Below are 21,541 nucleotides of genomic sequence, written 5' to 3' on the forward strand. Positions count from 1 at the left end.
AGGATCTCCGTTGTCCAAGCGCATCGAAGTCAACGACCTCAACGTCTACTACAGCAAGTTCCTCGCGGTCGAGGGAGTCGGTCTCACCATCGAGCCCCGCACCGTCACCGCCTTCATCGGCCCGTCGGGCTGCGGCAAGTCCACCTTCCTCCGCACGCTCAACCGCATGCACGAGGTCATCCCCGGTGCCTACGTCGACGGCGAGGTGCTGATCGACGGGAACAACCTCTACGGCCAGGGCGTCGACCCGGTGCTCGTGCGCCGTCAGGTGGGCATGGTCTTCCAGCGTCCGAACCCGTTCCCCACGATGTCGATCCGCGACAACGTCCTCGCGGGCGTCAAGCTGAACAACCGCCGCATCTCGAAGTCCGACGCCGACGCGCTCGTCGAGAAGTCGCTCCAGGGTGCGAACCTCTGGAACGAGGTCAAGGACCGCCTCGAGAAGCCGGGATCCGGGCTCTCGGGTGGACAGCAGCAGCGTCTGTGCATCGCCCGCGCGATCGCGGTCTCGCCCGACGTCCTGCTGATGGACGAGCCCTGCTCGGCGCTCGACCCGATCTCGACTCTCGCCATCGAGGACCTCATCGAGGAGCTCAAGAACGAGTACACGATCGTGATCGTGACCCACAACATGCAGCAGGCCTCGCGCGTCTCGGACCGCACCGCGTTCTTCAACATCGCGGGTACCGGCAAGCCGGGCAAGCTCATCGAGTACGACGACACCGCGACGATCTTCTCGCGCCCGTCGGTCCAGGCGACCGAGGACTACGTGTCGGGCCGCTTCGGCTGATCCGTTCCCGTCGCGAACGCAGAAGAGCCGCACTCCTCCGGGAGTGCGGCTCTTCTGCGTTGCTGCCGAGGACTCAGGCGGTCGAGATCGCCAGGATCGGATCCGTGGTCGGGACGTCGGATCCGCCCGCGTCCTCGACCGTGACGGCGACCACGGCGCCTTCGGCGAGCGTGCCCTCGAGAGGCGCGACCGTGCGGCCGTCTCCTCCGTCGAAGGTGCCGGCGGGGACGGCGCCCGAGGTGCCGATGTACCAGAGCTCGTAGGTCTTGTCCTCGGGCAGCGGCGCGAGGTCGTCGACGACGAGCGCCGAGCGGCCGAGCGAGCTCGACCAGACCAGCGTCGCCGACTCGCCGGTGGCGAGCGCGCTCACGGTCTCCTGCACGTCGGGGGCGCTGCGGATCTGCTCGAGCGCGGTCTGCTGCTGCGTCTGACCGGCGTCAGGAGACAGCAGCGGCGGGAGGGTCACTCCCCCGACGATGATGACCGCAGCTGCGGCGGCGGCCGAGAGGTAGACGGCAGGGCGCGCGAACCAGCGGCTGCGGCTCCTAGCCTCCGCGCTGTGACGCGCGGGGGCGGGCGCCTCGTCGAGCGGGTCGACGGCGTGCAGACGCGGGGACCCGTCCTGCCGGGCGTCGTCCTGCTGGGAGTCGTCCTCGGGCGACGAGGGCAGCTGCGGTGTCGTGGCGATGAGAGCCATCAGGTCGGCCTTCAGCGCCGGTGACGGCGCGACCGGGGGCGCACTGGCGGCGAGAGCCTCGGCGACGGCCGAGAAGTCGTCGACCTCGTCCCGCGCCTCCGGGTGCTCGAGGAGGTACCGGGTGAACCGGGCCTCCTCCGCCGGCGTCAGGATGCCGAGCGCATGGCCGGCAGCGAGCTCTCGCGGATCGGCGGGGCCATCGGAATCGTGCGTGTCGTTCACAGGGCCACCCCCATCTCTTCTCGAAGTCTGATCATTCCGTCGCGGAGTCGTGTCTTGACGGTGCCTATGGGGCACTTCAGGATCCCCGCGATCTCACTGTGCGAGTATCCGCCGTAGTACGCGAGCTGCAGCGCCTGGCGCTGGAGCTCGGTGAGCCTGCCGAGTGCGGCTGCGACCTTCTCATGCTCGAGGGACACCTCCGCCTGCTCCGCGACCTGGTCGTACTCACGACCGAGATCTCGGATACCGATGCGGACGTCCCTATCGCGGCCCGCTTGAGCCGCGCGTACTCGATCGATGGCCCTGCGGTGTGCCATCGTGAGGATCCAGGTCGTCGCGCTCCCTTTATTCGGAGCGAATCGTCCAGCGGTTTGCCAGATCTCGAGGAACACCTCCTGGGTGACCTCCTCGGACTGCGCACGATCGACGAGGACGCGGATGACGAGCCCCAGCACCCGGGACGCGAAGAGGTCGTACAGCTCGGAGAAGGCCCGCTGATCGCCGTTCGTGATGCGCTCGAGGAGCGCTCCGGCATCCGCCGTCGTGTCGTCGCTCATCCGTGCTGCCCCGCTCGTGCCCGGTTCTTGAGGTTCCGGGTCATCCAGAAGGCTGCCACGGCCAGGCCCGCGATCACGACCGACACTTCGAGCGGGTGAGTCACGAAACGGACATCGAGCGACAGGGCGCCGGCATCGACGAGAGCCGGAGCGGACAGTCGGGGGGACAGCCACAGCGAGACGATCGCGACGAGAGCGGCGGTCAGCCCCGGAGAACTGCGGGGGCGCACGAGGACCCAGACGCCGGCGGCGAGGTCGAGGATCGCGAGCGTGCGCATGATCGCGCCCTGCGACACGACCACTCCGCCGCCGAGCAGCGCCCCGTCCGCGGAGTCGACACCGGGGGCGGCGAGGAAGTAGAGGACGGCGGCGAGGACCAGGCCGAGGCCGGCCACCAGCCGCGCAGCGATCCGGAGCGCCTTGGGACTCTTCATTCCGGATCACGCCTGCCTGTCGGGGATCGGGACGATCGCTCGCCGCGGGCCCTCGCCCGGCCGCTCCGACGCGGAGATGAGGGGGCCGGACCGCAGAAACGCCTCTCGGCGCGAGGCCGCTCGAAGCGGCTATAAGTGGAGCCCGGGGTTACTGCGATCCGGCCACCGCCAGTGTACCGGCTGCCCCCCGGGTACCCGCGAGGGGCGTTCGCAGTCGGAGAACGCGGGGCGCGGCGGGGTTGCGGAGGCGCGGCGGGGTTGCGGAGGCGCGGCGGGGTTGCGGAGGGCTCTACTCGAGGGAGTCGCTGCGCCACAGCCGCGCGCAGCTGACGAGCTCGGCGGCGGTCGTCGAGAGGCGGAGAGCACGCGTGGTCAGCTCGCTGGCGCGCGCCTCGTCGGTGAACTCGACGTCGTCGGCGACGGAGGCGGCACCGGAGGCGCTCACCCGGCAGAACGCGGCCGCCCTGTCGAGCGCCACCGCGAAGTCGCCGTCGAACACGCCGCGGAGGATCCGGTCGGCGAGCTCGGTGATCTCGGCGGGCCCCGTCGGAGTGACCGCTCCGGCCACGACCGGGTCGATCGTCGCCGACAGCTCGACGCCCCGCTGGTAGAGGAAGCTCGTGCTCTCGGGATCCTGGCGGATCACGAGGCGGAGCAGGTAGATGCGCCAGAGCGCGCCCGGCAGGCTGGCCGCGCTGGAGCGTGCCCACAGCTCGGCGAGCGCGTCGATGCCGTTGTGGTCGGTGTACTCGACGAGGCGATCGATGATCACCGGGTCGGGGTCGTTCCGCACGCGGCTGAGCAGCGCGATGGCCGTCTCGTGCGCGACGCGGCTGATCTGCGCCGGGTCCTCTCCTCCCTGGAACGCCTCGAAGACGTGGGAGGGGAACTTGGTCGGCTTGTGGAAGCCGTCTGTCATGGAGCCGCCTTCCGCGGTGGGGGTGCGTCGCCGATCGCTTTCATCGGTCCGAGGAGGGTAACGCGCGGGCGGCCCGGGGTATGCCCCGCGCCTTCGACGACCACGCCGGGCGCTACCCTGGATGCCGCGGGCCTCTAGCTCAGTTGGCAGAGCAGCGGACTTTTAATCCGCGGGTCGTCGGTTCGAGCCCGACGGGGCCCACCCTCGCGAGGCACTCCCCCGGGCCGGCTGCAGCGGCGTCACGCTCATTCCGCGGCGATGTCCGCCGCCTCCGCGAATGCACGCCGGAGCTCGTCCCTCTTGCCGGGCTGCTTGAGTGCGAGCGGTGAGGGGTGCCACGTGTCGATCACACGCATGTCGGAGGAGACCGCGCCATGGGGAAGACGCTTCCAGCCCTTCTGCGCGTAAAGACCGGCCGCGACCACGACACGCACCTCGGTCAGGAGGCGTAGAAGTCCACGGAGTTCGGTGGCGCCGTCCTCGAGTTCGCGCGACGTGGGTTTCCGGCTCGCCACTCCCAGGTACCACGGCACGATGTTCCAGTGCAGGGTGTGATCGGTCAGCCCGACCTCGTCGCGGAGGTTCCAGCAGTTGGCGGCGGTCTGATCGTCGTTATCGGCGGAGATGAAGCCGGAGCCCGGCCGACGGTTCGAGGAGTTCGTCATGGGACCGGGAGCCTCCATCAGGATCAGCACCCGCGCCTCGATCCCGGCTTCAGCGGGATCGAAGTGGGGCACGACCGTCCGCACATCGTTCTCTCCTCGCTCGGGTGAGAGGGCGCTTCGGCGATCGACCAGCTCGCGGCTCCAGTCGACCAGGGGCTGAACGGTCGGAGAGGAGGCGAGGAGCGCCTTGCGGTCGGCGACCACGGCCGGATCGGCAAGGCCACGAGGGGCAGGAAGGAACATGCGGCGACGGTACGCCCGAGGTCCGACAGTGCGGGCGGCGGTCACTCGTGACAGAGGGACCAGTCGCTGTCGGGGTAGTCGAGGGTGGCCGTGCCGACGAGGAGGCGCCAGACGCCGTCGTGGTGCTCGAGGAGGCGGCCCTGGACGATCTCGGAGGCCCAGCCGTCGTCCGTGCGGTACCAGTGGACGAGGCGGACGGTCACGGCGCTGCGGGTGCCGACGCGAGGGGACATCGTCGTCCTTTCCGGAGTGGCGAGGGGTGAAGTGCAGGTCGGTCGAGAGAGCCGGCGGCTCGGGGGTGAGGGTCTGACGCTGGTGGGTCTCGATACGCCGCCTGCGGCAGCTACTCGACCAGCATGCGAAGGGCGGCGTGTCTTCGTGGGCTGAGGCTGGCCGCTTCGACCGGGATCGTGACGGGGCTGGCCGCTTCGACCGGGATCGCGGCGGGGCGGGACGGCCCGCGGAAAGGGGTCGCCGACCGTCCCGCGAGCGTCACCGGGTCGGGTCGTCGGGCCAGAAGCAGACCATCGTCATCGTGGAGCGGTAGAAGACGGTCTTGGCATCGACCATGTCGACCGGGCGGTCCGGGTCGTCCGGGTAGAGCTCGCCCGCCGAGTCGACGCCGGGTGGGAGGCACTTGTCCTCCGCGACGTAGCGGGTGGGCCTCGTGGGGGCGTACCAGTCGCCGAGGCCCTGGTCGGTGCCGGCGATGAACGAGGGGATCTTCGTGTACAGGCAGACCAGCGTCAGCGACGCGCCACTGCGGACGAAGCGGTAGTCGGTGGTGAGCAGACCCGTGTCCGGCGCACCGATCAGGAGGCCGCCGTAGTAGCAGGAGCCGCTCGAGGAGATGTCCGTGGAGGCGTAGCCGTCGAGGTTGGCGCCGGCGTTGTGATCGGCGAGGGCGGGAGTCGCGGCGGCGCCCACGAGGGCGACGGCGGCGGCGAGAGCGAGGAAGGAGGAACGGAAGGACGGCATGGACGGTCTCCTCATCGAGACGGCGTCGGCGCAGTGCGTCGGCAGTGACGGGGCGCTCCACGATCGAGCGACGACGGGGCATCCGCGATCACGGGCGACAGCACTGTCTCCCGATCGGATGCTCCGCAGGCGTCCGGCGGACCGGATGACCCGAACTCTAGACCGCCGAGCGCCGGGTGTCTGCCCCCTGCGAGGTCCCGAAGGTGCGGCGACGGTCGGCGCCGTGCGAGGAGATCCCCGCCCTCATCCTCCGGGAGCGTCGGCGCAGGACGCGATCGCTCGGTCCGAACGATCCGGCCTCGATCAGGAGGCGGAGTGAGGCGGTCACCTGCCGGGCCAGACGGCGATCGATGTCTCCCGGCACCCGCACCGCGGCCATCAGGTCGAGTGCCGTCCGCGTGGTGCGAGAGATCGCCATCCCCGAACCCTAGGGACACCGCCGGAGCCGTGCCTCACCCCGGCCCGGGGCCGCGCGACGGAACCATTGCTCGGCCGTCGCGCGCCCTGGTCGGGGGTGGGTCAGCTCGAGCTGCCGTCGCCGCGGCCTGTGGCCGACTGCAGGCGGTCGATGTGCTCGGAGGCCTGGGCCTTGGTGAGGTCGGCGGGCAGGGTCTCGCCCGCCTCGCGGGCGAGGGTGTCGAGGTAGCTGCGCTGCGGGCCGGTCATCGGCTCGTCGCCGGTGACCCAGTCGGACGGGTCCTTGCTGGCGCTGGTGTCGCTGCTGTCGTCGGCTCGGGCGCCGAGGACGTCGCCCTCGGTCTTGACGTCGGGATCGGTGGTGTTGTCATCGCTCATGCACTCGACGCTACGCGCGACCACCGACACCGACGAGGGCTTGCGGAGAGCCTCCTGCAGCGCCGTTCTCCGGGTCACGACCCGAGCAGGGCGTGCGCCACCGTGAAGATGACCAGGCCGGCGAGCGACCCGACGACGGTGCCGTTGATCCGGATGAACTGCAGGTCCTTCCCGACCTGGAGCTCGAGCTTCTCGGAGGTCTCGCGAGGGTCCCAGCGCTGGATCGTCTCGCCGATGATGCTGGCGATGTCGGTGCGGTAGCGGTCCACGAGATTGGCCGCGACCGTCCCGATCCAGGTGTCGACGGTCGAGGCGAGCGCGTCGTCGGACGAGAGCCGGCGGCCGAGGTCGACGACGATCGACTCGATGCTGCCGCGGAGGGGGCTCTCGGGGTCGTCCATCGCCCCGAGCAGCGACGCCTTCGTGGTCTCCCACACGTCGCCGGCGAGATCGCGCACCCGGGGGCTGTCGAAGGCGCGGTTCTTGATCTCCTCGACGCGGGCGATGAGGTCGGGGTCGGTCCCCAGATCCTGCGCGAGGGTCGCGAGGTAGCCGTCGATCGCGATCCGGAGGGGGTGGCCCTGGTCGTCGCGGACAGCGCCCACGAAGACGAGGGCCTCGTGGTAGAGGCGCTCGTCGACCGCCCTGCTGACCGCGGAGGGCAGCCAGCTGGGGAGGCGGCCGCTGACCATGCGGGTGAAGCTCTGCGGATTCGCGGCGAGCCACTGCTCCGCCTGCTCGACGAGCGTGTCGACCAGTCGCCGGTGGTGCCCCGACTCGACGATGCCGCCCACGAGGGAGCCGAGCGGCGGCCCCCACTGCGGATCGAGCAGATGGCGCCGCGCGAGCGCCTCGATGACCCGCTGGACGTCGGAGTCGTCGAGCAGCGCGATCGCGGCCCGGACGGCCGCTGCGCTCTCGCCGCCGACCCGCTGGGCGTTGACCGGCTCCGCGAGCCACTGGCCGGCCCGGCGCGCGATGCCGAACGAGTCGAGCTTCTCGCGCACGATCGCGCCGCGGAGGAAGTTCTCCTCGACGAACTGCGCGAGGCTCGCGCCGATCTCGTCCTTCTTGGTCGGGATGATCGCCGTGTGCGGGATGGGCAGGCCGAGCGGCCGGCGGAACAGGGCCGTCACCGCGAACCAGTCGGCGAGCGCACCGACCATGCCGCCCTCGCTGGCGGCGCGGACCCACTGCAGCCACGGGTTGCGGTCCTGCAGGGCGAAGGAGACGGTGAAGACGATCGCCATCAGCACGAGCAGGCCGGTGGCGAGACGCTTCATCCGGACGAGCGCGGCCCGCTTCGCCTCGTCGTCCCGGCCGGCGGAGGTGGTCGCCGGCGTCATGACGAGACGGGGAACCCCTCGTGCCGGATCCCCCAGGTGACGGTCCACTCCTCGCCCGGCTCGAGCCAGCGCAGTCCCTGACCGGAGTTGAGGGCGTCGGCCGGCGCGGTCATCGGTTCGACGGCGATCGCGGTCTTGACGTCGTCGCCCTCGGGGAAGATGCGGGTGATGAAGACCTGGATGTAGTTGTGCGAGGCGTCGGCCCACATCAGGACGCGGCGGCCGTCGGACGCGCTCACGCCGTGCACGCTCTCTCCGTCGACGACGGTGACATCGGCCCAGGCGTCGTCGAGCTCGAGGTCGCCGATGCGCCGTCCGCCGCGGAGATCCCAGTCGGTGCCGTCGACAGGGCTCTGCCCGGTGGGGTTGAGCCGCTCGTCGACGTCGATGTGCACGGCGGCGTCGACGGTGAGCTCGAGCTCGTCGGTCGGGACGTCGCCGATGGCGAGGAAGGGGTGCGTGCCGACCGCGACCGGCGCCTCCTCGGCCCCGACGTTCACGACGCGGTGCACCACCCTGAGGCCGTCGGCCTGGAGCTCGTAGCGGACGCTCGTCTCGAGGTGGAACGGCCAGCCGCGCTGCGGGACGACGGGGGCGGCCAGCTCGACGAAGGACGGGCCCTGCTCGACGAGCCGGTACGACGTGTTGGTCAGCAGCCCGTGCAGGGCGTTGTGGTACTTCGGCTCGGTGATGTCGAGCTGGAGGGTGCGGCCGCCGTGGTGCCACTTGCCGTCCTTGACGCGGTTCGGCCAGGGCATCAGGACGGTTCCCGAGCCGAACGGCGGAACGACGCTGTCCGGGTAGGAGGCGGTGATCTCGACTCCGTCGACGGAGAGGTGGCGCAGCGCTGCGGCGACCTCCGTGACGACGGCGTGCAGAGTGCGTCCCTCGGCGGTGAGGTCGAGTGCGAACTGGCGCCCGGTTGCGGGGGCGGGGGTGAAGTCGGCCATGGCTGAATCCTACGGACTGCTCCTCGGAGGCGGCCCTCCGCAGCGGGTGACGGCGAGCCCGGCCCCCTCGAGGCTCCGCACGATCTCGTCGGGCGCCGCCTGCCCGGTCAGCAGGCGGTCGAACTCGGTGGTGGCGGCCACCCGGCCGAGGTCGACCACGCCGAGCTTGCGGGAGTCGGCGACGACGACGCGGCGCGACGCCGCGTGCAGCATGCGCCGCTTGAGGGTCGCCTCCGGGAGGTTGACGTTGGTGATGCCGGCGTCGGGATGCACGCCGGTGCAGCCGATGAAGACGACGTCGGCGCGCAGTCGCTCGAGCACCTCGGAGGCGAGCGGCTCGACCAGCGAGTGCTGCAGGGGGCGGAGGGTGCCCCCGGTGACGACGACGGTGAAGCGCGGGATCGCGGGCTCGAGGGCGAGAGCGGTGGACAGGCCGTTGGTGATGACTGTCACGTCTCGCAGATCATCGCGCGCGACAAGGGCGCGGGCGATGGCGAGCGGGGTGGTGCCGACGTCGAGGATGACGCTCTGACCCGAGGAGACGGAGGAGGCGGCCTCCCGCCCGATCGCGGCCTTCTCGTCGGAGGCGGCGGCCAGGCCCTCCTCGAGCGAGCGCTCGCCGACGCGCTCGGCGACGGGGATGGCGCCGCCGCGGACCCTCTGCACCGAGCCCTCGCCGGCGAGCTGGTCGAGATCGGAGCGCACGGTCACGACCGAGACGCCGAGCCGGTCGGACAGGTCGGCGACCGAGACGAACCCGAGCTGCTCGGCGAGCAGGCGCATGCGCACGCGCCGCTCGAGAGCGGACTGGGCCTCGGGCTCTGCCATCCGCCCATCGTCGCCCCCGCAGGAACGGTTGTCAAAGAGAAAACGGCCTTTCCTTTTCGAAGGTCCGGAGTTATCGTGTGCGGTGTCATGAACGAAGCGATCACACTCACCGGCGGCGTCGTCAAGCGCCCGCACACCCTCGCCGACGGCCGCGAGCTCCTCTACTTCGACGATGCCGACACGACGCTGCCGCCCGAGCGCGCCGCCGACGCTCGCGTCCTCGATCCGCGCCCCGCCACCGCGCGCATGCGGCAGGACCCGCTCACCGGGGAGTGGGTGTCGATCGCCGCCTCTCGGCAGAACCGCGTGTTCCTGCCCCCGGCCGAGCTCGACCCGCTCGCGCCGGCCTCACCGACCAATCCGTCGGAGGTGCCGAGCCGCTACGACGTCGCCGTCTTCGAGAACCGCTCGCCGTCGTTCGGGCCGCTGCTCGAGGACGCCGACGCGCCCGCCTCCCTCGACGACCTCCGGACCCTCGGCCTCGGCCGCACCCTCACCAGCGTCGGCCGCTGCGAGGTGGTCTGCTTCAGCCCTGAGCACGAGGGGTCGTTCGCGACGCTCAGCGCCTCCCGCGCCCGCACCGTGGTCGAGGCCTGGGCCGACCGCGTCGCCGCTCTCTCGGCGCTCCCCGGCGTGCAGCAGGTCTTCCCGTTCGAGAACCGCGGAGAGGCCATCGGCGTCACCCTGCACCACCCGCACGGGCAGATCTACTCGTACCCCTACGTGACCCCCCGGACGACCCGCCTCCTCGCCTCGCTCGACTCCTACGGTCCGACGCTCTTCGCCGACATCCTGGCGTTCGAGCAGGCCGGCGAGCGCGTGCTGATCCGCGGCGAGCACTTCACCGCCTTCGTTCCCTTCGCGGCGCGCTGGCCCATCGAGGTGCACCTGCTGCCCCACCGCCACATCGCCGACATCAGCGAGACGACCCCGGAGGAGCGCGACGAGCTCGCGACGGTCTACCAGCGCCTGCTCCGCGGCATCGACGCGCTCTACGACTCGCCGACCCCCTACATCTCGGCCTGGCACCAGGCGCCCGTGCACGAGCGCCGCGACGAGGTGCGGCTGATGCTCCAGATCACCTCACCACGCCGCGCCGAGAGCAAGCTCAAGTACCTCGCGGGCAGCGAGGCCGCGATGGGAGCCTGGATCGGCGACATCGCCCCCGAGACGAGCGCCGCCGCTCTGCGCTCCGCCATCGAGCGCGCCGACGCCGCGACCCTGGCCGCCGAGGCCGCCGACAACCCCGAGGCCACGGTCTCCGACTCCAGCAGCATCGAGGAGAACCGATGACCGACACCAGCGCCTCCCTCGACTCCGTCGCCGAGCGTGCCGTCCGAGACTTCGAGCGCGCCTACGACCGCGAGCCCGCCGGCGTGTGGGCCGGTCCCGGCCGGGTGAACCTGATCGGCGAGCACACCGACTACAACGAGGGCTTCGTCTTCCCCTTCGCCATCGATCGCGCCACGGCGATGGCGGTCGCTCCCCGGGAGGACCGCGTCATCCGCATCGCGAGCGCCTTCTCCCCCGAGGTCGTCGAGACCACGATCGACGACCTCGGCCCCGGCGCGCTCGTGGGCTGGTCGGCGTATCCGCTCGGCGTCGTCTGGGCGCTCTCGGAGTACGGAGTCGACCTCGACGGCCGCTCGGGCTTCGACGCCTTCGTCGACTCCGACGTGCCGGTCGGCGCCGGGCTCTCGAGCTCCGCCGCCCTGATGTGCGCGATGGCCGTGGCCCTCGACGAGCTCTGGGGGCTGGGCCTCGACCGCGCGACTCTCGCCCGGATCGGCCGCAGGGCCGAGAACGTCGCGGTCGGTGCGCCGACCGGGATCATGGACGAGTCGGCGTCGCTCTTCGGGAAGCGCGACTCCGCCGTGTTCCTCGACTGCCGGAGCCTCGACACCGAGGTCATCCCGCTCGGCTTCGAGGAGGCGGGACTCGTCCTGCTCGTGATCGACACCCGCGTCGAGCACGCGCACGCCACCGGCGGCTACGCCGAGCGTCGCGCCTCCTGCGAGCTCGGCGCCTCGGTCATGGGAGTGGAGTCGCTGCGCGAGCTGTCGGTCGACGACCTGCCGCAGGCCGAGGAGCTGCTCGACGACGTCACGTTCCGCCGCGTGCGGCACATCATCACCGAGAACGCCCGCGTCCTCTCGACGGTGCGCACCCTCCGCGAGGAGGGCCCGCGAGCGATCGGCGGGCTGCTCGACGAGGGCCACCTGTCGCTCCGCGACGACTTCGAGATCTCGATCCCCGAGCTCGACACGGCCGTCGAGTCCTCCCGCGGCGCGGGAGCGATCGGCGCGCGCATGACCGGCGGCGGCTTCGGCGGCTCGGCGATCGCGCTCACGCCGATCGAGAAGGAGGCGGAGGTCCGCGAGGCCGTCCTCGCCGCCTTCGCCGAGAAGGGCTTCCGCGAGCCCGCACTCTTCCTCGTCACCGCGGCGGATGGCGCGGGACGCGCGCGCTGAAGGGCCGGGGGCGGGCGGTAGCTCGCTGATCGGGCAGCCGCAGTGCGGTCCGGGGCCAGCCCGTTGATCGAGCACCCGCACTACGGTCCGGCGCCAGCCCGCTGATCGAGTAGCCCTTGCGGCGATCCGGCGCCGGCTCGCCCATCGAGCAGTCCGCACCGCGGTCCGGCGCCAGCTCGCTGATCGAGTAACCCGCGCAGCGGGCGTATCGAGATCCACGTCCGTCAGAAGGCGGGGTCTGCACCGGGATCCGCTGACGTTGGTGGGTCTCGATACGCCCCTGCGGGGCTACTCGACCAGCATGGGGAGGGCGGCGGCGCCGACCTCTCCCCCCGCCGCAGCGACGCGGAGCGCCTTCGCCTGCCGGGCTACTCGACCGGCAGACCGGCCGCGGGCGGCACGACCGCGCGGGGGGCGCCTCCGGTGACGCGGACGAGCTCGGCGAAGGTCGTCGGGTAGACGGTACGCGCGTGGCCAGCGGCCGCCCAGACGGTCTCGTACTGCGCGAGCTCGTCGTCGACCAGCGTGCGCAGACGCTGCGGGTGACCGACCGGCGCGACGCCTCCGATGGTCTGCCCCGTCGCCTCCTTGACGAGGGAGGCGGACGCGCGGGTGATCACGCCGCCCAGCTCCTGACCGAGCCAGGCCGTGTCGACGCGGTGGCCGCCGCTCGTGAGGACGAGCAGCGGCTCACCGTCGAGCAGGAACACCAGCGAGTTCGCGATCTGGCCGACCTCGATCCCGAGCGCCGCCGCGGCGAGCGCCGCCGTCGACGCGGCCTCGTCGAGCCAGCGGACGGGCGGGTGGACGCCCGACTCCGCGAGATCGGCGAGGACGCGGTCGACGGCGGGGTGGCTTCGTTCGCTCATGCCGCCGAGGCTAGCGCGGGGCTCAGCCCTTGAGGGTCGCGACGTCGATGACGAAGCGGTAGCGCACGTCCGAGGCGAGCACGCGCTCGTAGGCCTCGTTGATCTGCGACGCCGAGACGACCTCGACCTCGCTCGCGATGCCCTTCTCGGCGCAGAAGTCGAGCATCTCCTGGGTCTCCTTGATGCCTCCGATGCCCGATCCCGCGAAGGAGCGGCGGGCGCCGAACAGCGTGAACACGTGCAGCGGCAGGGCCTCGGCGGGGGCACCGACGTTGACCATCGTGCCGTTGCGACGCAGCAGGCCGAGGTACGCGTCGAGATCGAGCACCGCGCTCACCGTGTTGATGATGATGTCGAAGGTGTTGGCGAGCGTCGTGAACGTCTCCTCGTCCTTCGTCGCGTAGTAGTGGTCGGCTCCGAGGCGGAGGCCGTCCTCCTGCTTGCTCAGCGACTGCGAGAGCACGGTGACCTCGGCGCCCATGGCGTGCGCGAACTTGACGGCCATGTGGCCGAGCCCGCCGAGTCCGACGACGGCGACGCGCTTGCCCGGGCCCGCCTCCCAGTGCGAGAGCGGCGAGTAGGTGGTGATGCCGGCGCACAGCAGCGGCGCGGCGGCCTCGTAGGGGATCGACTCCGGGACGCGGAGGACGAAGTCCTCGACGACCACGACGTGAGTCGAGTAGCCGCCCTGGGTGATGGTGCCGTCGCGGTCCACGGAGGCGTAGGTGCCGGTGTTGCCCTTGAGGCAGTACTGCTCCTCGCCGGCGAGGCAGTTCTCGCACTCGCGGCAGGAGTTGACCATGCAGCCGACGCCGACGCGGTCGCCGACCTTGTGCTTGCTGACCTCGGAGCCGACCTCGGCGACGACGCCGACGATCTCGTGGCCGACGGTCAGCGGGTACTGCACCGGTCCCCACTCTCCGCGGACGGTGTGGATGTCGGAGTGGCAGATGCCGGAGTAGGCGATCTCGATGAGCACGTCGTGGGCGCCGACATCGCGGCGCTCGATGGTGGTGGGGACCAGCGGCTCGGTGGCGGAGGGAGCGGCGTAGGCGTTGACAGTGAGCATGTGTTCTCCTCGGGGGCGGGCGCACGCGGAAGACGGATCGTGCGGGGGTGGGGGTCGCGAGTGCGCATCCCCAGGCTATCGATCCGGTCTGGACGCTCCCCGTAGGCTCGGGGGATGCGGACCACGGTCGATCTGAACGCCGATCTGGGCGAGGGCTTCGGCGTGTGGGAGCTCGGCGACGACGAGGCGATCCTCGGCGTCGTCTCGAGCGCCAGCATCGCCTGCGGGTTCCACGCCGGCGACCCGTCGATCATGCTCGCCCGCTGCCGCATCGCGGACTCGCGCGGAGTCGCGATCGGCGCGCACGTCTCGTACCGCGATCTCGCCGGCTTCGGTCGACGCGAGATCCCGGTGGGCCGCGACGAGCTGCACGCCGACGTCGTCTACCAGATCGGCGCACTGGAGGCGGCCGCGCGGGCGGCCGGCACCCGGGTGCGCTACGTGAAGCCGCACGGCGCCCTCTACAACCGCATCGTGCACGACGAGGTCCAGGCGGAGGCGGTCGCCGCCGCGGTCCGCGACGTCGCGCCCGGCCTCCCGCTGCTCGGTCTCGCCTCCTCGGCCGTCGAGCGCGCGGCTGCGTCGGCCGGCCTGCCCTTCCTGCGGGAGGCGTTCGTCGACCGCGGCTACCGCGCCGACGGCTCGCTGGTGCCGCGCGGCGAGCCCGGCGCCGTGCTGTCGGATCCGGCGCTGGTCGCCTCCCGCGCCGTCCGGATGATCGTCGACGGCGCCGTGCAGGCGAGCACCGGCGAGCACCTCGCCGTGCGGGTCGACTCGCTGTGCGTGCACGGCGACTCTCCGGGTGCCCTCGCAATGGCGGAGGCGGTGCGCGCCGCTCTGGCGCGGGCAGGCGTCGAGCTCGCTCCCGCCGCCCCGTGATCGCCGCGCGACTCCTCCCCTCCGGCGACCGCGCCGTGCTCGTCGAGGTCGCCGACCTCGAGGCCGCCCTGGCGCTGACCGCCGCCCTCGAGCGCGGGCGACCCGTCGGCGTGCTCGATCTGGTGCCGGCCGCGCGGACGGTGCTGGTGGTGATCGAGCCCGGCGAGCTCCCGCTGGCTCAGGCCCGCCGGTGGATCCGCGACGTCGCCGGCACGGCTGCACCGAGCGGGGCCGATCTCGCCGGGCGGAGGCACGACATCGCGGTCCGCTACGACGGCGCGGATCTCGTCGCGGTCGCCGACGCGCTCGGGTGGAGTGTCCAAGAGCTCGTCGAGCGCCACACCGCGACGCCGTGGCGTGCGGCGTTCGGAGGCTTCGCACCCGGCTTCGCGTACCTCGCCGCCCGCACGCCGTGGCCCGAGATCGCCCGGCGCACCGAGCCGCGGACGCGCGTCCCGGCGGGCTCCGTCGCGCTCGCCGGCGAGTGGTCGGCCGTCTACCCGCGCTCCTCCCCCGGCGGCTGGCAGCTGATCGGGTCGACGGAGGCGGTGCTCTGGGACGCGGACCGCACCCCTCCCGCGCTCCTCGCCCCCGGCGACGAGATCCGCTTCCGGGCGCTGCCGTGAGCCTCCGCGTGCTCGATCCGGGGCTGCTCGCGCTGATCGAGGACGAGGGGCGGCCCGGCTACGCCGCCCTCGGCGTCGGTCGCTCCGGTGCGATGGACCGCGGGGCGCTCCGGACCGCGAACCGGCTGCTCGGGAACGCCCCGGACGCCGCGGGGATCGAGCTGCTCGGCGCAGGCTTCACGGCGCGCTTCGACTCGGACGCGTGGTTCAGCCTCGCGGGCGGTGCCGGGATCGCGACGCTGGACGGGCGAGCGGTCGACCGCCTGCTCCCAGCGCTCGCGCCAGCGGGGTCCGTCCTGAGACTCGGCCCGCTGCGCGCGGGACTCCGGCGCCTCCTCGCGATCCGTGGCGGTGTCGCGGTGCCGGCGGTGCTCGGATCCCGCTCGCGCGACACGCTGTCCGCACTCGGGCCGGAGCCGCTCCGCGCAGGGGACGAGCTGCCGATCGGGGCGGCTCCGCATCCCGTGCGAAGCGTCGACTGGTGGCCGCTCGACGCCCCGGGGCCGGACGTCCGGCTCGATGTGCATCCCGGGCCACGGCTCGACCGGCTGCCGGAGGGGACGTGGCAGCGTCTGCTCGCGGGACCGTGGCGAGTGAGCGGCGACGCGGACCGGGTCGGCATCCGCCTCCTGGGTGCGCCGCTGCCGACCGGCGACGCGGGCGAGCTGGCCAGCGAGGGGCTCGTGCACGGCTCGGTGCAGCTGCCGCCGTCGGGCCGGCCGGTGGTGTTCGGGCCCGATCACCCCGTGACGGGCGGGTATCCCGTCGTCGCGGTGGTCGACTCCGCGTCGCTGGATCTGCTGGCGCAGCTGACGCCGGGGAGCTCGGTGCTGCTCCGGGCGGCTCGCCGGCGGGGATGAGCAGGCGATCGGGCGGCTAGCGCAGGGCGCGCTCCGCCGCCGACACCACGTTGTGGATGAGCATCGCCCGCGTCATCGGGCCGACGCCGCCCGGGACGGGCGACAGCCAGCCCGCGACCTCGGCGACTCCGGGAGCGACGTCGCCGGTGAGCTTCGCCTTGCCCGTGTCGGGGTTCTCGACGCGCGTGATCCCGACATCGAGGACGGCCGCTCCGGGCTTCACCCAGTCGGCCGCGATCAGCCCGGGCACGCCGACCGCCGCGACCACGATGTCGGCGCGGCGCACCTCGCCCGCGAGATCGGTCGTGCGCGAGTGCGTGAGCGTCACCGTCGCATCCAGTCCCTTGCGAGTCAGGAGGAGTCCGAGAGGGCGCCCGACCGTCAGCCCGCGACCGACGACCACCACGTGGCGTCCCTGCAGCGGGATGTCGTGGCGCTTGAGCATCTCGACGATGCCGTTCGGCGTGCAGGGCAGCGGGCTGTCGAGCTCACCCTCGACGCCGAGCACCAGGCGCCCGAGGTTGGTGGGGTGCAGTCCGTCGGCGTCCTTGTCGGGGTCCATCAGTTCGAGCATCGCGTTCTCGTCGATGCCCTTCGGCAGCGGCAGCTGGATGATGTAGCCGGTCACCGCCTCCGACTCGTTGAGATCACGGATGGCCGCCCGGATGTCGGCCGCGGAGGCCGTCGCGGGCAGGTCGACGCGGATCGACTCGATCCCGACCTCGGCGCAGTCGCGGTGCTTGCCGGCGACGTAGGAGCGGGAGGCGGGGTCGTCGCCGACCAGCAGCGTGCCGAGGCCCGGGACGACGCCCCTCTCGCGCAGAGCGGCGACCCGCTCGGTGATCTCGGCCTTGACCGCTGTCGCCGTCGCGACTCCGTCGAGAATCTGTGCCGTCATGTCGAACTCCTCGTGCTGGGGCGCTCAGGAGGGGCCGCAGTGCGGACCGCGGCCCCTCCGGAGAGCTCGAATGGTGGCGCCTAGAGCCCCGGGTAGAGCGGGAAGTCGTCGGTGAGCCGGCCCACGCGGGCACGGAGCGACTCGAGATCGGCCGAGGGCTTGAGCGCCTCGGCGATCACGTCGGCCACCTCGGCGAACTCGGTGTCGCCGAACCCGCGGGTCGCGAGCGCGGGCGTGCCGATGCGCAGACCCGAGGTGACCATCGGCGGGCGCGGGTCGAACGGCACGGCGTTGCGGTTCACGGTGATCCCGACCTCGTGCAGGCGGTCCTCGGCCTGCTGGCCGTCGAGCGGCGAGTTGCGGAGGTCGGCGAGCACGAGGTGCACGTCGGTGCCTCCGGTGAGCACGTCGATGCCCTCGGCCTTCGTGTCGGCGGCGACGAGGCGCTCGGCGAGGATCTGCGCGCCGCGGATGGTGCGCTCCTGCCGGTCGGCGAACTCGGCCTCGCCCGCCAGCTTGAAGGCAGTGGCCTTCGCGGCGATGACGTGCATCAGCGGGCCGCCCTGCTGACCGGGGAAGACCGCCGAGTTGAGCTTCTTGGCGTACTCCTGCTTGGCGAGGATGAGACCGGACCGGGGGCCGGCGAGCGTCTTGTGCACGGTCGAGGTGACGACGTCGGCGTGGGGCACCGGCGACGGGTGGAGGCCCGCGGCCACGAGACCCGCGAAGTGCGCCATGTCGACCCAGAGCTTCGCGCCGACCTCGTCGGCGATCGCGCGGAAGGCCTCGAAGTCGAGGTGGCGCGGGTAGGCCGACCAGCCCGCGATGAGCACCTGGGGGCGCACCTCGAGGGCCTTCTCGCGGACGACGTCCATGTCGATGCGGAAGGTCTGCGGGTCGACCCCGTAGGCGGTGGCGTTGTAGAGCTTGCCCGAGAAGTTGAGCTTCATGCCGTGCGTGAGGTGGCCGCCGTGAGCGAGCTCGAGGCCGAGGATGGTGTCGCCCGGCTGGATGAGCGCGGCGAGCGCCGCCGCATTGGCGGTGGCTCCGGAGTGCGGCTGGACGTTCGCGAACTCGGCGCCGAACAGGGCCTTGGCCCGGTCGATCGCCAGCTGCTCGGCGATGTCGACGAACTCGCAGCCGCCGTAGTAGCGGCGGCCGGGGTAGCCCTCGGCGTACTTGTTGGTGAGGACCGAGCCCTGCGACTCGAGGATCGCGCGCGGGACGAAGTTCTCGCTCGCGATCATCTCGAGGTAGCCGCGCTGGCGGTCGAGCTCCTGCTGGAGGACGGCGGCGATCTCGGGATCGACGACCGAGACGGGCTGGTCGAACGTGGCGGCGAGGCTGGTGCTCGCGGCGGATGCGGTGGTCGGATCGGAAGAGGGGGACACGGACGCTCCTTGACGGCGAAACGGACGGCGCCCCGAGCCGTCGCGCGAGGCGACGAGTCTCGTCCGGGCGACCGGGACTACGGTATCCGTTCCGGCCCAGGCGTGCGGCAGGAAAAGTGTCCGGCGAGAGTGCACCGGAGGAGGTGTCGCTCCCTGATGGTCACCCATCCGAACGCCAGTCGCGACGTCGCCAGTGTAGCAATGCGCTAGGGCTGACGGTCCCTCAGGTCTGTGCGAGGATTCCTCGGAGGCGTGCCGGGAGCCGGGCGCGGAGGGGATCACGTGGGACTCAGGGCGATCACGCTCGGCGGGAGGACGGCCGTCGGCTCGCTCGGCGACTCCGAGCTGATCGTGCTCGTCCGCGCCGGCGAGGGAGCGGCCACGGCCGAGCTCTGGCGGAGGCACGCGGCTGCGGCTCGCAGCGTCGCCCGGGCCTGGTCGGGCTCGCTCGATCCCGACGACCTCGTCTCGGAGGCGTTCGTGCGCGTCCTGTCGACGATCGAGCGGGGCGGCGGCCCCGACGGCGCCTTCCGCCCCTACCTCTTCACGGCCGTGCGCAACGTCGCCGCCTCCTGGGGGCGCCGTCAGGATCGCGAGCGCCCGCTCGAGTCCGACGAGGACGTGGTCGCGTCGGAAGCCGGTCCGGAGGAGGCCGCCCTCGCCGCGCTCGACCGGGATCTCGGCCTGCGCGCCTTCCGCTCCCTGCCCGCGCGCTGGCAGGAGGTGCTCTGGTACACGGAGGTGGAGGGGCTCAGCCCGGTCGAGGTCGCTCCGCTGCTGGGGCTGCGGCCCAACTCGGTCGCCGCGCTGAGCCACCGGGCGCGCGAGGGCCTGCGCAGCGCGTGGATCCAGGAGCACGTCGCCGACGTCTCGGCCGAGGGCGAGTGCCGATGGGTGCTCGAGCGGGCCGGGTCGCACGTGCGGGGACGACTGCCGGCGCGCGACCGACTCCGGATGCGCTCGCACCTCGCGGAGTGCGCGGAGTGCCGAGCGGCGCTCACCGACGCCCAGCGGACCGGCGCCCGGCTCGCGACCGTCCTTCTGCCGCTGGCGGCGGGCATCGGAGGGGCGACGGCCTACGCCACCGGCGGCGCCGCCGCCGGTGTGTCCGGCGGTGCGGGCGTCGCGGCGGGGGGCGTCGCGGCGAGCGCCGGTACCGCGGTCGGAGGCGTCTCCGCGGCAGTGGTGGCTGTCGCCGCCGGACTCGTGCTCGTCGCGGGCGTCGCCGTCGCAGCACTGCTGACCTCGGCGGGCCCCCAGCCGTCGGTGGTCTCGGAGCCGCAGGGCGCGCCTCCGGAGCAGGTGGCATCGACCCCGGAGCCGGAGGCCACGATCGCGGCGGTCCCGGCCGTCGCGCCGACGCCGACTGTCGAGCCGCAGCCTCCCGCCGCCTCCGCCCCCGATTTGTCGGCGGCGCAGGCGTCGCCCGCCCCTGCGCCGGTGACGCCGGTCACGGTCGTCCCGCCGCCCTCGCCGGAGCCGATCGCGACGGCGCCGACCCCGACTCCCCGCGTGACCTCCACTCCGTCCCCGACTCCCCCGGCGACGCCGACACCCACCCCCACGCCGAGCGCGACGACCGCCCCGCCGGTCCCGACCACGGCGACGCTCACCACCGATCCCGATGAGCACCTGCTCCCCGACGCCGCCGGCACCGCCGCTCCCGGCTCGACGGTGACCGTCGAGGACGCGGAGTCGGGCGAGGTCTACGCCGACACCGTCGCCGGACTCGACGGACAGTGGTCGCTGCCGGGCCTCCCCCTGCCCGCGGGCGAGACCTCCGTGATCGTGCGCACCACCGCTCCCGACGGCACCGAGACGGTGGGCGCGGCCGAGACGGTGCGACTGCTCGCGCCGAGCGTCCTCGCTCCGGCCACGGCGAGCGCCGCCGACGGAGTCCCCGTGGTCGTCCTCGCCGATCCCGGCCCCGTGCAGCTCCTCGTGGACGGCGATGTCGTCCTCGAGCAGACCGTCGTCGGACTCGGTCTGGCGACCGTGCTCGACCTCGGGGCGGGAGAGCACGAGATCGGCGCGCGCTACGCCTCCGCCGACGGTCGCGTCGGAGCGACGGGATCGACGACCGTCGTGGTGCGCTGAGCGCCTCACCGACGGCCGATATCCTGAGCGGATGCAGTCCGACCCCGCCGCGCCCTCCTCCGACCGGCCCGTGCCCACCGGCACCGAAGACGGCGGCGGCCGGGGTCCCGGGAACCACTGGACCCTGACCTTCGCCTGCCCCGATCTGCCCGGGATCGTGCACGCCGTCTCCGGAGCCGTGGTGCAGGCGCAGGGGAACATCACCGAGAGCCAGCAGTTCTCGAGCGCCGACACCGGCCGCTTCTTCATGCGGCTGCAGGTCGAGTCGAGGGTCACCCGGGACGAGTTCGAGCGCGCCCTGCTGCCCGTCACCGAGCACTACGGGATGACCTGGCACCTCGACGTCGTGGGCCGGCCGCTGCGCACCCTCGTCCTCGCCTCGACGGCGGCGCACTGCGTGAACGACCTGCTCTTCCGTCAGCGCGCGGGCCAGCTGGCGGTCGACGTGCCGCTGATCCTCTCGAACCACGACACCCTCCGCGATCTCGCCGAGTTCTACGGAGTGCCGTTCGAGTCGCGACCCGTCGTGTCGCCCGAGACGAAGCGGGCCTTCGAGGAGCGGATCGTCGAGGTCGTCGAGCAGCACGACATCGAGCTCGTCGTCCTCGCCCGCTACATGCAGATCCTGTCCCCCGAGCTCTGCGCGCGCCTGGCCGGTCGCGCGATCAACATCCACCACTCCTTCCTGCCCGGCTTCAAGGGGGCCAACCCCTACAAGCAGGCGCACGCCCGCGGCGTGAAGCTGATCGGAGCGACGGCCCACTTCGTCACGAGCGATCTCGACGAGGGGCCGATCATCGAGCAGAACGTCGTCCGCGTCGAGCACTCCCGCTCGGCCGCGCAGCTGGTCGCCATCGGTCAGGACGAGGAGAGCCGCACCCTCACCCAGGCGGTGAAGTGGTTCGCGGAGGACCGGGTGCTGCTCGACGGCGCCCGCACGATCATCTTCCGCTAGAG

The 21,541-nt window shown here is 72.4% G+C and carries 24 protein-coding genes, 1 tRNA gene and 1 riboswitch; of the genes, 9 read left to right on the top strand and 16 right to left on the bottom strand.

All coding sequences use genetic code 11. From position 1 onward, the window contains the following. Window positions 1–10: 10 nt before the first annotated feature. Window positions 11–790 (top strand): phosphate ABC transporter ATP-binding protein PstB, encoded by a 780-nt coding sequence (gene pstB / locus GRS96_RS16040; protein WP_159852225.1) that lies wholly within the window; start codon window positions 11–13, stop codon window positions 788–790. Window positions 791–863: 73 nt separating this feature from the next. Here the strand turns inward: pstB and GRS96_RS16045 are convergent, their stop codons facing one another. The 4 genes from GRS96_RS16045 to GRS96_RS16060 form a co-directional block, all read right to left on the bottom strand. Next, entirely contained in the window at window positions 864–1,709 is an 846-nt protein-coding gene (locus GRS96_RS16045; RefSeq protein ID WP_159988956.1) for an anti-sigma factor, read from the bottom strand. Next, a complete protein-coding gene (gene sigK / locus GRS96_RS16050) occupies window positions 1,706–2,266 on the bottom strand; it encodes an ECF RNA polymerase sigma factor SigK (RefSeq protein ID WP_159852227.1) in 561 nt (186 codons plus the stop codon). Before sigK ends, GRS96_RS16045 begins: the two co-directional genes overlap by 4 nt. Further along, window positions 2,263–2,700 carry a hypothetical protein gene (locus tag GRS96_RS16055; protein ID WP_159852228.1) on the bottom strand — a complete coding sequence of 146 codons (438 nt, stop codon included), beginning with the start codon at window positions 2,698–2,700 and terminating at the stop codon, window positions 2,263–2,265. Before GRS96_RS16055 ends, sigK begins: the two co-directional genes overlap by 4 nt. A 289-nt stretch (window positions 2,701–2,989) precedes the next feature. Next, complete coding sequence (locus GRS96_RS16060; protein WP_159852229.1) at window positions 2,990–3,619, bottom strand: DNA-directed RNA polymerase subunit beta; 630 nt, start codon at window positions 3,617–3,619, stop codon at window positions 2,990–2,992. 128 nt (window positions 3,620–3,747) lie between these two features. Here GRS96_RS16060 and GRS96_RS16065 point away from each other — a divergent pair. Continuing rightward, a tRNA-Lys gene (locus tag GRS96_RS16065) sits at window positions 3,748–3,820 on the top strand. A 44-nt stretch (window positions 3,821–3,864) separates the two neighbouring features. Here the strand turns inward: GRS96_RS16065 and GRS96_RS16070 are convergent. The 8 genes from GRS96_RS16070 to GRS96_RS16105 form a co-directional block, all read right to left on the bottom strand. After that, window positions 3,865–4,572, bottom strand: a complete 708-nt coding sequence (locus GRS96_RS16070; protein WP_236553642.1) for a uracil-DNA glycosylase — start codon at window positions 4,570–4,572, stop codon at window positions 3,865–3,867. Then, complete coding sequence (locus GRS96_RS16075) at window positions 4,569–4,760, bottom strand: hypothetical protein (RefSeq protein WP_159852230.1); 192 nt, start codon at window positions 4,758–4,760, stop codon at window positions 4,569–4,571. Before GRS96_RS16075 ends, GRS96_RS16070 begins: the two co-directional genes overlap by 4 nt. 259 nt (window positions 4,761–5,019) lie before the next feature. Then, entirely contained in the window at window positions 5,020–5,505 is a 486-nt protein-coding gene (locus GRS96_RS16080) for a hypothetical protein (protein ID WP_159988957.1), read from the bottom strand. 157 nt (window positions 5,506–5,662) lie between these two features. Beyond that, entirely contained in the window at window positions 5,663–5,923 is a 261-nt protein-coding gene (locus GRS96_RS16085) for a hypothetical protein (protein ID WP_159988958.1), read from the bottom strand. A 101-nt stretch (window positions 5,924–6,024) separates the two neighbouring features. Further along, on the bottom strand, window positions 6,025–6,300 hold the full coding sequence (locus GRS96_RS16090; protein ID WP_159852232.1) for a DUF3072 domain-containing protein: 276 nt from the start codon (window positions 6,298–6,300) through the stop codon (window positions 6,025–6,027). A 74-nt stretch (window positions 6,301–6,374) separates the two neighbouring features. Then, window positions 6,375–7,646, bottom strand: a complete 1,272-nt coding sequence (locus GRS96_RS16095) for a DUF445 domain-containing protein (protein WP_159988959.1) — start codon at window positions 7,644–7,646, stop codon at window positions 6,375–6,377. Beyond that, a complete protein-coding gene (locus GRS96_RS16100; protein WP_159988960.1) occupies window positions 7,643–8,596 on the bottom strand; it encodes an aldose 1-epimerase family protein in 954 nt (317 codons plus the stop codon). Before GRS96_RS16100 ends, GRS96_RS16095 begins: the two co-directional genes overlap by 4 nt. Before the next feature lie 9 nt (window positions 8,597–8,605). Further along, on the bottom strand, window positions 8,606–9,424 hold the full coding sequence (locus tag GRS96_RS16105) for a DeoR/GlpR family DNA-binding transcription regulator (protein ID WP_159852237.1): 819 nt from the start codon (window positions 9,422–9,424) through the stop codon (window positions 8,606–8,608). An 87-nt stretch (window positions 9,425–9,511) separates the two neighbouring features. Here GRS96_RS16105 and galT point away from each other — a divergent pair, with 87 nt between their 5' ends. Both galT and galK read left to right on the top strand, forming a co-directional pair. Further along, window positions 9,512–10,717, top strand: a complete 1,206-nt coding sequence (galT, locus tag GRS96_RS16110) for a galactose-1-phosphate uridylyltransferase (RefSeq protein WP_159988961.1) — start codon at window positions 9,512–9,514, stop codon at window positions 10,715–10,717. Then, complete coding sequence (galK, locus tag GRS96_RS16115) at window positions 10,714–11,895, top strand: galactokinase (RefSeq protein ID WP_159988962.1); 1,182 nt, start codon at window positions 10,714–10,716, stop codon at window positions 11,893–11,895. Before galT ends, galK begins: the two co-directional genes overlap by 4 nt. A 368-nt stretch (window positions 11,896–12,263) precedes the next feature. Here the strand turns inward: galK and GRS96_RS16120 are convergent, their stop codons facing one another. Continuing rightward, window positions 12,264–12,764, bottom strand: coding sequence for a YbaK/EbsC family protein (locus GRS96_RS16120; RefSeq protein WP_159988963.1), 501 nt, complete (start codon window positions 12,762–12,764; stop codon window positions 12,264–12,266). Window positions 12,765–12,786: 22 nt separating this feature from the next. Then, complete coding sequence (locus GRS96_RS16125) at window positions 12,787–13,833, bottom strand: NAD(P)-dependent alcohol dehydrogenase (protein WP_159852245.1); 1,047 nt, start codon at window positions 13,831–13,833, stop codon at window positions 12,787–12,789. Window positions 13,834–13,947: 114 nt separating this feature from the next. On the opposite strand from GRS96_RS16125, the gene GRS96_RS16130 reads away from it, so the two are divergent. From GRS96_RS16130 to GRS96_RS16140, 3 genes are read left to right on the top strand one after another with little or no spacing between them, the layout of a single operon-like run. Then, window positions 13,948–14,712, top strand: coding sequence for a LamB/YcsF family protein (locus GRS96_RS16130; protein ID WP_159988964.1), 765 nt, complete (start codon window positions 13,948–13,950; stop codon window positions 14,710–14,712). Beyond that, window positions 14,709–15,338: a 5-oxoprolinase subunit B family protein gene (locus tag GRS96_RS16135; RefSeq protein WP_327437416.1), complete on the top strand. Its 630-nt coding sequence runs from the start codon at window positions 14,709–14,711 to the stop codon at window positions 15,336–15,338. Before GRS96_RS16130 ends, GRS96_RS16135 begins: the two co-directional genes overlap by 4 nt. Next, on the top strand, window positions 15,335–16,198 hold the full coding sequence (locus GRS96_RS16140; RefSeq protein ID WP_159988965.1) for a biotin-dependent carboxyltransferase family protein: 864 nt from the start codon (window positions 15,335–15,337) through the stop codon (window positions 16,196–16,198). The genes GRS96_RS16135 and GRS96_RS16140 overlap by 4 nt, the downstream gene beginning before the upstream one ends. 16 nt (window positions 16,199–16,214) lie before the next feature. Here GRS96_RS16140 and GRS96_RS16145 read toward each other — a convergent pair whose 3' ends face one another. Continuing rightward, window positions 16,215–17,096 (bottom strand): bifunctional methylenetetrahydrofolate dehydrogenase/methenyltetrahydrofolate cyclohydrolase, encoded by an 882-nt coding sequence (locus GRS96_RS16145; RefSeq protein WP_159852251.1) that lies wholly within the window; start codon window positions 17,094–17,096, stop codon window positions 16,215–16,217. An 80-nt stretch (window positions 17,097–17,176) separates the two neighbouring features. Further along, the gene (glyA, locus tag GRS96_RS16150; protein WP_159988966.1) at window positions 17,177–18,487 is read right to left on the bottom strand and encodes a serine hydroxymethyltransferase; all 1,311 of its coding nucleotides are present in this window, start codon (window positions 18,485–18,487) and stop codon (window positions 17,177–17,179) included. A gap of 87 nt (window positions 18,488–18,574) precedes the next feature. Further along, a riboswitch (ZMP/ZTP riboswitch) is annotated at window positions 18,575–18,680 on the bottom strand. 89 nt (window positions 18,681–18,769) lie between these two features. Between glyA and GRS96_RS16155 the strand changes: the two genes are divergently transcribed. Both GRS96_RS16155 and purU read left to right on the top strand, forming a co-directional pair. Next, window positions 18,770–20,584: a sigma-70 family RNA polymerase sigma factor gene (locus GRS96_RS16155; protein WP_159988967.1), complete on the top strand. Its 1,815-nt coding sequence runs from the start codon at window positions 18,770–18,772 to the stop codon at window positions 20,582–20,584. A 31-nt stretch (window positions 20,585–20,615) separates the two neighbouring features. After that, window positions 20,616–21,539 (top strand): formyltetrahydrofolate deformylase, encoded by a 924-nt coding sequence (gene purU, locus GRS96_RS16160; RefSeq protein WP_159852257.1) that lies wholly within the window; start codon window positions 20,616–20,618, stop codon window positions 21,537–21,539. Window positions 21,540–21,541: the final 2 nt, after the last annotated feature.

Origin of the sequence: Rathayibacter sp. VKM Ac-2803 (assembly GCF_009807175.1) — a bacterium.
Taxonomy (GTDB): domain Bacteria; phylum Actinomycetota; class Actinomycetes; order Actinomycetales; family Microbacteriaceae; genus Rathayibacter.